This is a genomic window from Bacillus sp. C1 (assembly GCF_054570475.1).
Genome location: NZ_JBTMZT010000004.1, coordinates 331,935 through 345,671 on the forward strand (window position 1 = coordinate 331,935; position 13,737 = coordinate 345,671).

The 13,737-nt window shown below is 34.5% G+C and carries 11 protein-coding genes and 1 pseudogene; all 12 read right to left on the bottom strand.

The genetic code is table 11. The features are described from left to right. Window positions 1-16: 16 nt before the first annotated feature. The 12 genes and pseudogenes from tagU to ACX5JI_RS15475 all read right to left on the bottom strand — a co-directional run bounded on the left by tagU (window position 17) and on the right by ACX5JI_RS15475 (window position 13,734). Complete coding sequence (tagU, locus tag ACX5JI_RS15420; protein ID WP_459501912.1) at window positions 17-928, bottom strand: polyisoprenyl-teichoic acid--peptidoglycan teichoic acid transferase TagU; 912 nt, start codon at window positions 926-928, stop codon at window positions 17-19. Between the two features lie 294 nt (window positions 929-1,222). Continuing rightward, window positions 1,223-2,257 carry a UDP-glucose 4-epimerase GalE gene (gene galE, locus ACX5JI_RS15425; protein ID WP_459501913.1) on the bottom strand — a complete coding sequence of 345 codons (1,035 nt, stop codon included), beginning with the start codon at window positions 2,255-2,257 and terminating at the stop codon, window positions 1,223-1,225. A gap of 78 nt (window positions 2,258-2,335) precedes the next feature. After that, window positions 2,336-2,856, bottom strand: a pseudogene (locus ACX5JI_RS15430) (class D sortase). A gap of 108 nt (window positions 2,857-2,964) precedes the next feature. Continuing rightward, entirely contained in the window at window positions 2,965-3,111 is a 147-nt protein-coding gene (locus ACX5JI_RS15435) for a hypothetical protein (RefSeq protein WP_459501914.1), read from the bottom strand. A gap of 1,052 nt (window positions 3,112-4,163) precedes the next feature. After that, on the bottom strand, window positions 4,164-4,445 hold the full coding sequence (locus tag ACX5JI_RS15440) for an NAD-dependent epimerase/dehydratase family protein (protein ID WP_459501915.1): 282 nt from the start codon (window positions 4,443-4,445) through the stop codon (window positions 4,164-4,166). A 58-nt stretch (window positions 4,446-4,503) separates the two neighbouring features. Next, entirely contained in the window at window positions 4,504-5,664 is a 1,161-nt protein-coding gene (locus tag ACX5JI_RS15445; RefSeq protein ID WP_459501916.1) for an aminotransferase class I/II-fold pyridoxal phosphate-dependent enzyme, read from the bottom strand. Between the two features lie 31 nt (window positions 5,665-5,695). Next, window positions 5,696-6,319, bottom strand: coding sequence for an acetyltransferase (locus ACX5JI_RS15450; protein ID WP_459501917.1), 624 nt, complete (start codon window positions 6,317-6,319; stop codon window positions 5,696-5,698). Next, a complete protein-coding gene (locus ACX5JI_RS15455) occupies window positions 6,316-6,936 on the bottom strand; it encodes a sugar transferase (protein WP_459501918.1) in 621 nt (206 codons plus the stop codon). The genes ACX5JI_RS15450 and ACX5JI_RS15455 overlap by 4 nt, the downstream gene beginning before the upstream one ends. 9 nt (window positions 6,937-6,945) lie before the next feature. Beyond that, entirely contained in the window at window positions 6,946-8,241 is a 1,296-nt protein-coding gene (locus ACX5JI_RS15460; protein ID WP_459501919.1) for a nucleotide sugar dehydrogenase, read from the bottom strand. 12 nt (window positions 8,242-8,253) lie between these two features. Beyond that, on the bottom strand, window positions 8,254-9,483 hold the full coding sequence (locus tag ACX5JI_RS15465) for a glycosyltransferase family 4 protein (protein ID WP_459501920.1): 1,230 nt from the start codon (window positions 9,481-9,483) through the stop codon (window positions 8,254-8,256). Between the two features lie 6 nt (window positions 9,484-9,489). Beyond that, complete coding sequence (locus ACX5JI_RS15470) at window positions 9,490-11,589, bottom strand: alginate lyase family protein (protein WP_459501921.1); 2,100 nt, start codon at window positions 11,587-11,589, stop codon at window positions 9,490-9,492. 3 nt (window positions 11,590-11,592) lie between these two features. Next, on the bottom strand, window positions 11,593-13,734 hold the full coding sequence (locus ACX5JI_RS15475) for a bi-domain-containing oxidoreductase (RefSeq protein ID WP_459501922.1): 2,142 nt from the start codon (window positions 13,732-13,734) through the stop codon (window positions 11,593-11,595). Window positions 13,735-13,737: the final 3 nt, after the last annotated feature.

A 13,737-nucleotide genomic window follows, 5' to 3' on the forward strand; every position in this document is an offset into this window, starting at 1 on the left:
GGGCTTTACATACACGTTACTGCTTAGGTAATTCTAAGTGCTCTCTTAACTTATTAGAAAGATCGTTTCGATCCTTCTCTGACACGAAATAGTACCAAATTCCATCTTGTTTATGACCATCACCAGGGATTTGAATCTCTTCTTTCTTATTCATCGCAGATTTATAGTTGCTTTGAAGATCCCACATTTGATCTTGGTTTAAATTTGTTTTTATGTTTTTCTCAACAGCCTCTAACATCGTGCCCAGCTTTGTAACGGATGATATGTTCGCACCTTTACTAATAACCGCTTCTAGCACTTGACGTTGGCGCATTTGACGACCGAAATCACCGCGCGCATCCTGCTTACGCATACGTGTATATTTCAGTGCTTGTTCACCATTTAAATGAATGTTACCCTTTTCAAATGACATACCTTCAAGTGTAAATGCTATATCATTATACACATCAACTCCGCCAACAGCGTCAACAATATCTTTAAAACCTTCCATATTTACTTCAATATAATAATCAACCGGTATATCTAAGAAATTCTCAACTGTATTTACAGACATATTAATTCCACCAAATGCAAATGCATGGTTGATTTTATCCTTCTTACCTTTACCAACAATCTCTGTATACGTATCACGAGGAATACTTACCGTCTTCATAGAATTTGTCTTCGGATTTAATGTTAACAACATAATCGAATCCGAACGACCTTTATCTTTCCCACGCTCATCTGCCCCTAGCAATAGGATAGAAATAGGTTGTTTATTCCCAAGTTTTACATCTGTAGATCGCTTCGTAGAATGATCACGATCAAGTGGCGCATGAACCTTATCTAACGTACCCGTAACAGATGAATACATATAATACGCGTAACCGCCACCTGCAATGACAAGAACACCAATAATACCAAGTATCCAAAATAGAACCTTTTTCATTATGTAACCTTCCTTCTTAAATCGGCTTTATAAATTTTTCAAGGGATAAAGTACCAAATTCATTATACATGCAATTAGAGTTCCCCATCAAACTATACTTTGTTTCACGCTTAACATTCTCTCATATAACCTCTTATCTATACAAAAAGAACATCCCCGCCTTATCCATAAAACTGGATAAGGCGGGGATGTTCTTTTACTCTCTAATATAAGTATGGCCCCACTGGTCAAAACAGTGGGGCTGTATTCTTCAAACTAAGAATGTTTTTCTTACTGTAATTAAATCAAAACTTTCTATTTCGTATATATAAGCTGTGCTTCTGCATAACCATTTTTATTATTCGACTGCCATTCCCATGAATCCGCACACATTTCTTCAAGTCCACGCTTCGCTTCCCATCCTAATTCTCGTTTTGCCTTAGATACATCTGCATAGCATACAGCAACATCTCCAGGACGGCGCTCTGTAATTTTATAAGGAATAACCTTTTTTGAAACTTTCTCGAATGCTTGTACCATCTCTAACACACTATAACCAGTACCTGTACCAAGATTATACGCATCCACTCCTGTTGTCTGTAATACTTTTTCAAGAGCTTTTACATGGCCATTCGCAAGATCAACAACATGAATGTAATCACGTACACCAGTACCATCCTTTGTTGGATAATCATTTCCAAAGACACTTAATTCTTTTAACTTACCAACTGCTACTTGCGTTACATATGGCATTAAGTTATTTGGAATACCGTTTGGATCTTCTCCAATGCGCCCACTTTTATGTGCACCAAACGGATTGAAATAACGAAGTAATGCAATACTCCACTCAGAATCGGCTACAGCTATATCACGCATCATTTGTTCAATCATTAATTTTGTTTGACCGTATGGGTTTGTTGCACTTAAAGGAAACTCTTCTGTAATTGGTGATGTCTCAGGAATACCATACACCGTTGCTGACGAGCTAAATATCATTTTCTTCACATTGTGCTTCTGCATCACATCACATAATACTAATGTACTTGTAATGTTGTTGTGATAATACTTAAGCGGAATTGCTACTGATTCACCTACCGCTTTGAAACCAGCGAAATGAATCACTGCTTCAATCGTATTTTCTTTAAAAATCATATCAATTGCTTCGCGATTCAAAAGATCTTCTTTATAGAAACGAAATTGTTTTCCTGTTATCTCTTTTACTCGATTTAATGATTCTACTGAGCTATTAGAAAGGTTATCAACCACTACTATTTCATAACCATTATTTAATAACTCTACACATGTATGACTACCAATATATCCTGCTCCACCTGTTACAAGTATTGCCATAATGAAAACCTCCTAGATTTATTTATTTATTTATTTCTTATTTATAAGATTTTCATTTCACCTAAAGAAAGACTAAGATCACTTCTCTCCATCCGGCTGAGATACAAGCTTCGTATAAGCGATAAAACGATCTGATGTGTCACCGATACACTCGTACGGATAACATGCCATTAACGTTAAAGTTTCACAATCTGTTGACACAATAATTTTCCTTATCCTTCGCATCCGTAATTTTAAAACCCGTTTCTTCATATACAAACTCTCCATATGGCTTTGCAAATTTGATTAGATCGCTCTTATTCACATTTTCCAGCTTACGAAAACTCATATTCCGGTGCCCGCTTAACACAACATTTCCGCCCTGTCCTAGCAACATACTTCCAGTAAAATGTCCAGCTCCTGATTTAAATTCACCACGCTTCTCTCCTGGATCAGGAATCTTAGATCGAATTTGTTTAAACTTCTTTTCTAGTTCCGCCATCTTGTATAGCGTACTGATTGCATGAACTAGCAATAACGTTAGCTTCGTTAACTCCTCACCGAAAAAAGGCAATCATCCCAAGATCAAACAAAATAATAGAAACGTGAATCCCAATAATTCCACATCTCCATTGTGATTTACTCTTATGTACTTTCTTTCACTTTTACCATATCTCTTGTTGGATTAATCGTCGCAAATAATTTACCATCTAAATCGTTTAATTAAATTAATACATTCCCTTAAACTGATAGTTTAAAAAATCTAAATCATGCTCTTTACCATTCACAATTGCTACTTGTAAATGAGCAAGCTTTGCCTCCTCTAAGAATAGGCGAAGTGCTTCTGCTTTTCGTACATTTATTAAATCCATCACATTATTCACACCAAAAAGCATTTGCATTAATTTGAACTTACCTTAATCAGTTAAGCTCATTTTTTGCCAATATGCATATAAGGAGTCCATATGACCAGGATTTAAAGTTTTTAATACATTAATAAGCTTTTGTTAAGCTTATTTTCCATACGTTTAAACCAAGAGCTAGTGCAGCGACTAATAGACCTTTTTTATAACAAATTTGACACTCATGGTTATTTCTCCTTGTTATAACAATCTAAAAATCCTACTATTTAAATATAACATAAGTAATCCTTAGTAGGATAACTTAACCACAATCTCTTAAGAGGGACCTGTTACATAAAATCTCAGAACTAAACATTTTTTGATATAAAAATGGCTAATTCTCATAACCGTTCGGATGGTTACTGTACCATTTCCAAGCTGAATGAATACCTTATACTTTTGTTTCCATCCTAATTTTGTACATATCTTTTTACCAGACATAAAAGTGAATGATCCTTATCTCTTATAAAATCATTAAAGAGTACATTCATATTTTCACTTGTTGTTTTCTCACACACTTGGATCAATTCATATTCTAAAGTTTCCACACCATGCCCTACATGATAAATTTCGTTTATTTTAATATAGCCTTCTCATAAACTATGGAGTGCTAGCACATGTGCTTTCGCTACATCCATGACATGGACATAATCACCTACCGCACTACTATCTTTGGTACCGTAGACACCACCTATTATAAAACTCTCTTCTGGTTGTTTTACCATGTGCAATTAAACATTTGGTACAATGTGTGTTTCTGGACAATAGTCTTCACCTATTGTTTTATCTGTATGAGCGCCTATAGTATTGTGATAACAAAGAGACATATAACGTAAATCATATGCCTTATAAAAATCTTCTAAATCCTGTTCAATAATAGGGTTAGAATTCCACTGAGAAACAACTCGGAATGTGGCATATGTTTCCTGCACTCGATTTTTATAAGGCATACAGTGAATTGATATAGATAATAAAAAACAAAATGTTTAGATATCTGATCATCATTTTTAAAAATTGAAGAGTCGCTACAATATTACTTTTAGCAGAGTACATTGAATAATACGATAATTCAAACTCGTTATGACACAAGCAAACATCATGACAGCTCCAATACTATACCGCAAGGATACTGTCTCTAAATCAGCACTATTATGAAGATCGCCTTTTTCAAAACTCACTTTTCGATCAAAACTTTCACGATGCCCTGTTGATAAATTATTTAATACAACAATTCGATGTTTTTGTGATAATAATTCTTTTCCAACATAACTTCCTATATAACCCGCACCAATGATTACTAGTATCACACAATCAACTACTTAAAAGAAAAAAAGTGCCCCCCAAACAGGAATGCACTTTTTTCTTTTATTTCGTTACAACTTGCTTTGCTAATACCTCTTTAATAGCAGCAATAACTCTTTCTTGATTTTCTACTGTCATACTTGAACCAGAAGGTAAACATAAGCCTTGGCTAAACAACTTATCAGAGATACTCTCTGTTTTACCATGTGTATAATATTTAGACCCAACAAAGACAGGTTGCTTATGAAGCGGCTTCCAAACTGGACGTGCCTCAATATTTTGTGCTGATAAAGCGTCAATTGCATCTAAATATGTGACGCCTGTTACTGTTTCATCAATTAATAATGCAGATAACCAACGATTTGGAACTGCATCTTTGAATTCTGGCATAAAAGTAATTCCAGGTAATCCACCTAAAGCTGCTTTATAACGAGCAAAAATATCACGACGTGCTTGCACACGACTATCTAATACTTCCAACTGCGCTCGTCCTATACCAGCCACAATATTACTCATTCGATAGTTATAACCAATATGGCTATGTTCATAATGAACTGCTGGATCACGTGCTTGTGTAGAAAGGAAACGTGCTTTTTGAATCGCCGCTTCATCATTAGAAACAAGCATGCCACCACCCGAAGTCGTTATAATTTTATTACCATTGAAAGAGAAAATACCAAACTTACCAAATGAACCAGTTTGCTCGCCTTTATATGTTGTTCCAAGTGATTCCGCAGAGTCTTCCACAACTGGCACACCATACTTATCACAAACAGCCATAATTTCATCCATCTTCGCACTTTGTCCAAATAGATGAACAACAATTACTGCTTTAGGAAGCTTCCCTGAAGCTTTTGCATCTTCAAAAGCTTTCTCAAGTGCAACCGGAGACATATTCCATGTATCAGGCTCTGAATCTATGAAAATTGGTTCAGCTCCTTGATACGCAATTGGATTTGCGCTTGCTACAAATGTTAATGAAGAACAAAATACAGTATCATCTCTAGTAACATCTAACAGTTGAAGTGCTAAATGGATCGCTGCAGTACCTGCACTAACAGCTGCTGCACTTTTCACCCCAATATACTCTGCAATTTGATGTTCAAATGCATCTACATTAGGACCTAATGGCGCTATCCAGTTTTGCTCGAATGCCTGATTTACATATTTTTGTTCATTTCCGCTCATATGTGGTGGTGATAAAAAGATCCTTTTGTTTTCCATGATTCCATTACACTCCTTATGGTAACATAACTTATTTTATAACTCTTGCTGGCGAACCTACCGCTGTACAAGAAGGTGGCATATCATGAATGACTGTTGCTCCTGCACCAATTATACTCCATTCACCAATTTTTCGATTCGGGATAACGATTGCTCCTGCACCTATCTGCGTACCTTCATTAACAAAAACTGTTCCCGTTAACGTTGCATTTGGAGAAATATGTGCAAAGTTACCAATCTGATTATCATGTTCTATCACTGCTGCAGTATTAACAATAACATGACTTCCAATTACAGTATCCGCATTAATAACTACTTTAGGCATAATAACAGTTCCGAATCCAATGGAAGCAGACTCACTCACTACAGCAGTTGGATGAATAATTGTCTCATAACTTTCATCCTTCAATTCTAACTGCTGGGCTATCCTTTTTCGTACAGCATTATTCCCAATTGCAATCACAAGTTTAAATCCAATCTCTTTTATTATTTCTTTAATAGAAGAGATTGGCCCATAACATATGTCCTGTTCCTTACTTAAGCATTCATATTTATCATCAAATACAGCAACAATCTTATAACCCGTATTTACATGAATCATATCTGTAATAACTTTCGCATGTCCACCTTGACCAATTAAAGCTATCCTTTTCATTTCACCACTTCTTTATTTGAGTTTGATCCTGTAAATTTCTGCATCGTCACATGACCTTGTTGACTAATTCCCTCTGACTTAAAAACCTTTGCAACTGTTAAAAATAAAATCTTGATATCTAACCAAAAGGACTGATTATCTACATACCAAACGTCTAATTTAAATTTAGCTTCCCAAGAAATTGCATTTCGTCCATTTACTTGCGCCCATCCAGTAATACCAGGACGTACTTCATGGCGTCTCGCTTGCTCAGGTGTATACAGTGGGAGGTATTCTATTAATAATGGACGAGGTCCCACTAAACTAATATCTCCTTTGACTACATTAATAAGCTGTGGTAATTCATCTAGACTTAACTTTCTAAGCAACTTACCAAATGATGTTAAACGAACATCATCTGGTAAGAAATTACCCTCTTTATCTTTTGCATCTGTCATTGTCCGAAACTTGTATACATAGAAGGATTTTCCATGTAATCCTGGACGTTGTTGTTTAAAAATAATAGGACTCCCTAATTTAATCCTCACAAGAAGGGCAACAATTAAAATTACAAAAGATAACAACATCAGGGCTAAACCTGCAGTAAGAACATCAAAAGCCCTTTTCATAACACCCATCACACGCCTTTAATTGTTTACTAATCGCTTCTCAGCAACATCTAAATCTTTAAGTTCATATAAGTTATTAAAATTAATATAAATTATTTCTGGATTTTCACATTTCACACAATTACGTGTATCTAGAATAACAGGTTTTTTTGCATGTTCTAAAATACTTGTTTCATTCAGGTATTTAAATTCATTATGATCTGTTAAAACAAGTACACAATCTGCACCTGTAATCGCTTCTTCAAAATCATATAGATTAAATACTACTTGTTGTTGATGAACATGCGGGTCATGTACTGCTACTTCATATCCTCTAGCTGTTAATAAGTCTACAATTGTCATCGCAGGACTTTCTCGAACATCATCGATATTTCCTTTATAAGTAATCCCTAGAACAGCAATCTTCCCATTAGCTGGAACCATTTTTTCTACCTGATCTGTAATAAATGTAGGCATAGAATTGTTAATTTCTCTAGAATCTGAGATTAATACGGATTGCCCTGGTGCCTTTTCAATGATGAAATAAGGATCGACTGCTAAACAATGCCCTCCAACACCTGGACCTGGTAGGTGTAGGTTCACACGTGGATGATGGTTAGCTAAACGAATTACATCTAATGCATTAATATTTAACTCTTGAGAAATTTTAACCAATTCATTTGCAAGTGCAATATTAACATCACGGTATGTATTCTCCATTAACTTAGACATTTCAGCTGTGACAGCAGTAGTCTCTAATATCTGTCCTGTAACAAAGCTACGATATAACTCTGCAGCCTTTATAGTAGAAATATCATTGATTCCTCCAACAATTCGTGTATTTTCAACTAACTCAATTAATATGCGTCCTGGTAATACTCTTTCTGGGCAATGAGCTAGATAAATATCTTCTCCTACAATCCATCCATGTTCTTTAAAAATTGGCGCCACTACATCATCAATTGTTCTCGGAGGAATTGTAGATTCAACAATAACTACATTTCCTGGTTTCACAAATGGTACAATAGATTTTGTCGCTTCAATTACATAATCTAAGTTTGCTGTATGATCCGCCTTATGTGGTGTCGGCACTGCAATAATATACGCATCTGCATGAGACGGTTGGAGACTAGCTTTTAATCTTCCCTTCTCAACCATTTCTTTAACTAATTCTCCTAAACCAACTTCTTCAATATGAATTTCCCCTTGATTAATCATTTCTATTGCAATTGGATTTACGTCTACACCAGTTACATAATAACCTGTTTTTGCAAACATCGCAGATGTTGGCAATCCAATATACCCTAATCCTATCACACATAGATTTTTATTCACTTTTAGGTCCCCCTATTTAATTACTTTTGCAATTTCCTCAATATATTTATCTGCTAATACTTTTCTACTAAATTGTTGTTGTACAAAACTATATCCATTAGAACCCATTTCCTTTAGCTGATCCTGATTTTGGTATAAATCCATTATTGCTTCTTTAAATTTAATTGTATCCTCTGGATCAACATACACCCCACACTCACTATCTTCTACTAGCTCTCTAGCAACTCCATCAATTCCTAGTAGAATCGGCTTAGCGCATGACATATAATCAAACACTTTATTGGGATATACTGTTTTAAATGTATCTACTTTTTTCAAAACTGCCGTACAAATGTCTGATGCATTGCAGAAATCTGGAATGACTGCCTTCGGCTGCGAATCAACAAAATGGATATTTTGGATATTTTCATCCTCAACCCTTTTCTTCAGTCTTCCTTTTTCCATTCCATCCCCAATTAATAGAAAGACTATATCTTTATTTTCTTCACAAGCTTTAGCAACATTTAAGAGGCTGTCCAAATTATTCGCTAATCCATGTGCCCCCATATAAGTGATTATAAATTTATCTTTTAATCCATATTTTTCTCGAACCCAATTATCTTTTGGGCCTGGTTCAAAAATGTCTAAATCTGCACCATTAGGTATAAAGCTTATTTTATCCTTTGAGATATTTTTCCGTTCTATTAGCACATTTCTAAAAGCTGGTGTTAGTACATTAATTTTATTAGCAAACTTATATGAAAGCTTTTCAACAAAATAAGCCATTTTTATTAATGGCTTACTTTTTAAAACTCCTGTATCAATAGCGGATTCTGGCCATAAATCACGAACCTCAAATATCATAGGTATTCGTTTAAACCATTTTGTTAAAATACCAGTAACCCCTACAAAGAGAGGTGGCGATGTTACAATCACAACATCATGTCGCTTTACCTTAAATAAAGTTGTCGTTAATGAAGAAACCGTAAACGAAAAATACCCCCATAATCTTCCCAAAAATGACTTGTTATATGCCTCTGATACATAAGTTCTTAATACTTTTACATTAGGAGAGTACTGCTCTTCTACAATCCATTTTCCTTTATACCTTTCTTCTTTATTTCCCGTTGCATAATGTACTGTTCCAGCTACAACAGTAATTTCATGCCCTTGCTCTTCCCAGTACTTAACAAATTGATTAAATCTTGAACCCCCTGGATCATCTTTTCCTAAAAAGTACTGGTGAATTAATAGAATTTTCATATTAAACTACTCCTTCTCTATATTGGATATTATGGAATTTATACCAATATCATTTAGATGTATAACGTGTCCTGCAATGCTTATGGAAGAAGTAGACACACGTGTTACCTTATATTCTTTTGGCTTTATTACCGTTATAAGTCTTGTATTATTATTAATCTTCAGCTTTCTCACCATCTGTTGTACTGGTTCCTTTTCCCCATAATATAAAGATCGCCAGCCTCTACTATTCTCTTCATCACCATAATAGAAAAGATTTTTGGAATCATTTTCATCTAGCATTAACAATTCTAATTTCGTATCTTTTAAATTTAATTCAATAGTATTGGAATTAAATTGCACATTTTGGATTCCAAATAACCAACTTTGATTCAATGTAATTGGTTCTATAAAACTATCCCCTAAGATATCATCAATTATGACCCAACTATCTTGAATGTTACACACTGTCCTTTTATGAACATATGGTTTATAACCATAATGTTCACCTTCAAAAATAGAAAAATAATCATTTACATCAAATTTTCTAACTTTAGATTTTAGCCATTTATACCAAATAAATCGGGACCCTTTTTCCATCTGGTCTTTTTGATTTAGCATAATTGTATTATGTGACCTCGTTCCATTAAAATAATTTAGCCATTTATCATCGGTATTATAAGAAAAAGTACCCGCATCTGTAAGTACATTTTCCCCTTCCCACCATAAATCTAATGACAACATATCCGCTTGAAACGGTCGATGTTTATAAGTAGCACAGCGAACTGTTCCAGATGATTGTTTACCTTTTAAAATATAGTAACCACCCTGCTCAAATAACTTCGACTGCTTTTCTATCTTTTCTATTTCTGATGTTAATGCCTCTCTACCACGTACCCAATAAAGATTCTCATCATAAATACCCGATTCATATAGTCTCTTACCAGTTACAATGTGATACGCAGCATTTAGTTGAGGACGATAGTCCAAGTAATCACAAGTTGATAAAGGATGGATAAGCGCCCCATCGTTCATACCATAATTCGGAAGTTTCCCTGTATTTTTATCTTGATGATAATATAGAAAAAGCACAGCTTTTTTTACTCTCTCTAAAAATTCAATAGAAAACTGTTCACCATTAATCTTCCCTAATTGAATTGCCCAAGTATAATCCTGTAGCATTAATCGATGATAATTCATAGAATGTTGAAGATATGAACCATCGGTATAAATTTGCTTCATAGCCTCTTGTTGTAAATGCTTCAATCCTTTTTTCTTCCATAACTTAGACTTATCAAAAAAGGGAAATAGCAATCCGATCGTATACATTCCTACCGCTTCAGTAATTGTATGATTATTTTTAACAGCCCTCAAAGAAAATTCAAAATGTTTTTCTATATGATCTGCATGCAGATATATTGTTTTAAACAATGAAAATATTCTATCGCTAGTAGATAATGGATGATTCTTAAAAGCATGTAAACCAAAAATCCAAGCCATAACCCGAATAGACATCTCTTGACAACATTTATAGTTAACTCCAAGTTGATTTGGATTATTTTCAATCCAATCCTCAATGATATTCCAGAAGGTTTGCACATATTTCTCATCTTCTGTTATGGAAAAGGCACGTACTAGTGTATAAACAAAAGAAAATCGAGATAATTCCCAAATATACTTTATATCTCCAAACTCTCCTACTAAATCAGGAATCTTCATCCAATGCTTATCTTTAGGGGAATTTTTCTTAGTAATAGGACTATAATGCCAATCTAAATCTTTATACTTAACTTTCCATTTACTAAAATAAGTAAACGTATAATCACAAATTTCATTAGCGTCCTTAATTACCTTATCCTTCTCTTTTTCTAAAAGATCGATCAACGTTTCATGACTAGATGTTTCAACTGATGAAAAAAATGGTATTGAATTCTCTTTCCACCATGAAACAAATTCATTTTTTGAAGACTTATATGACGTTATAGTTGATAATAACTGTTCATCACTAAAAAAGGTTACTGGATATTTCCTTTCCAGTAACCCGATTCTCTTTCTGAGCTCATATGTAATTCTATAAGTTGTCCAACCTATCCCCATATTTTTCACTAGTTCAAGCTTTCTTTTCATCGTTTATCCCCTCTTAGAGCGAGCATTTTCTACAATATTAAAGCTAGCTTCTGTTACTTCTATAATTTCTTCAAAAGGTATTGGAGATGGTAAACCATTATTAATTGCTTCAATAAATGCATGTATACCAGCTTTATGCCCTTTATCTTGATTCCATAATTTCATTTTCTTAAAGTTTGACCATCCATATCCTTCTAATGTTTTGAAGTTGTTTAATGAAAGTATTTTCCCACCAGCAAATACCTCTAGCTTTTCTTTCGGGTATGACTTACTACCATTTGCAAAATAATGTACTGTTCCAATTGAACCATCTGCAAAAGATAAAGTAATTGTCATTTTATCTTCACATACAGCAACCCCTGGAGCATCCCCTATCATCGTAGCCGAAACATCTACAATTTTATGCCCTACTAAGTAGCGAAGTAAATCCACAAAGTGAATTGCTTCTCCGATTATTCTTCCTCCACCCACGTTTGGATTTTGAGTCCAATGATCAATAGGAATTTCTCCTGCGTTAACCGTCATAATCATTGTTTTTGGCTCTAAAACATTATCTAATAGGCTCTTCATCTTTTGAATATGCGGAGCAAATCTTCGGTTGAATCCAACCATTAGTATTTGTGAAGATGAATAATCCAGTGATTTTAACATTTCTAATTCTTCTCGATTAATACATAAAGGTTTTTCTACAAATACATGCTTTCCAGCTAATAACGCTTCTTTTGTAAATTGAGCATGAGTATTATGCCTTGTAGTGATAATAACAGTATTAACATCTAAATCTTGATTAATCTCACTAGCATCAGTTGTCGTATTTTCAAACCCGAATCTTTTCCCTACATGAACACCATTTACACCACCACTACTCGCTATTGTTTTTAATGTAGCGTTACATCCTTTCATCGCAGGCAATAATGTAGCATTAGTATAATTCCCTGAACCAATTAACCCAATAACAGCTTTTTCTGTCGCCTTCTCATGATTACTATTTAGTACAATCGTCCGTTCTTCTTCCATCTTATCCAAATCATATTTATGTTCATCATAGTTTAGAAGGATACCAATAGCTGTTTTATCCTCAGTTAAAGTTTGATACGCATCCGTCGCATCTTCAAACTTAAATCGGTTTGTAATTAATGGTTGAACATTTACTGTTCCAATCGATAACATGTCTAAAATCGCTTCAAAATTCCTCTGTTCTGTCCATCTTACAAAACCAATTGGATAATCCTGTCCCTTTTGCTCATAATTAGAATCGTAACGACCTGGCCCATAAGAACATGAAACTTGAAAACTTAATTCTTTTTCATAAAAATCTGCTCGTGATAATTCAAGGCCCGTCACCCCAACAAGGATAATACGTCCTCGTTTGCGACACATATGTGCAGCCTGTTTAACTGGATCATTGCTTTTAGTAGAAGCCGTAATAATTACTCCATCTACTCCCCTACCATTTGTATATTGATTAGCAAATTCAACTGGATTGATACCAGCAGCAAGGTCCACTACTTCTATACCAAATTCTTTAGCTAATTCTAATTTTTTCTTATCAAAATCTGTTGCAATAACTTTACAGCCATGTGCTCTCAATAATTGAATAGTTATTAAACCAATTAACCCCAAACCAATAACCACAAATGTTTCACCCAATGTAGGCTGAGCTAGACGAATACCTTGTAATCCAATTGATCCAATAACAGTAAAAGCAGCCGATTCAAAATCAACATTATCTGGAATCTTAGCACATAATTTTTTTGGTACACATACGATTTCAGCATGTGGTCCATTAGAAATAACTCGATCTCCTACTTTAAATTCTTCAACACCACCGCCCACAGCAACTACTATACCTGCATTAGAATATCCTAATGGAAGTGGTTGATCTAATTTTGTTTGAACTGCATGCATTGTTGGACCTAGACCATCCGTTTTAATTTTATCTAGTACCTGCTTTACCTTTTCAGGTTGTTGTTTTGCTTTTTCTAAATAATTTGCTTTTCCGAAATCCACAAGCATACGCTCAGTTCCAGCTGAAACTACACTTGACATAGATTTAACTAATACATGACCCTTTTTCAATTGTGGTGTTGGAATTGTAGTTAATTTTGTTTGACCTGTTTTCAAATTTTGCAATACCTGAAACATTTT

Coding starts and splice junctions, on each gene's coding strand:
- tagU (WP_459501912.1), bottom strand. CDS start 928: ATGAAAAAGGTTCTATTTTGGATACTTGGTATTATTGGTGTTCTTGTC.
- galE (WP_459501913.1), bottom strand. CDS start 2,257: ATGGCAATACTTGTAACAGGTGGAGCAGGATATATTGGTAGTCATACA.
- ACX5JI_RS15445 (WP_459501916.1), bottom strand. CDS start 5,664: ATGGAAAACAAAAGGATCTTTTTATCACCACCACATATGAGCGGAAAT.
- ACX5JI_RS15450 (WP_459501917.1), bottom strand. CDS start 6,319: ATGAAAAGGATAGCTTTAATTGGTCAAGGTGGACATGCGAAAGTTATT.
- ACX5JI_RS15455 (WP_459501918.1), bottom strand. CDS start 6,936: ATGGGTGTTATGAAAAGGGCTTTTGATGTTCTTACTGCAGGTTTAGCC.
- ACX5JI_RS15465 (WP_459501920.1), bottom strand. CDS start 9,483: ATGAAAATTCTATTAATTCACCAGTACTTTTTAGGAAAAGATGATCCA.
- ACX5JI_RS15470 (WP_459501921.1), bottom strand. CDS start 11,589: ATGAAAAGAAAGCTTGAACTAGTGAAAAATATGGGGATAGGTTGGACA.
- ACX5JI_RS15475 (WP_459501922.1), bottom strand. CDS start 13,734: ATGTTTCAGGTATTGCAAAATTTGAAAACAGGTCAAACAAAATTAACT.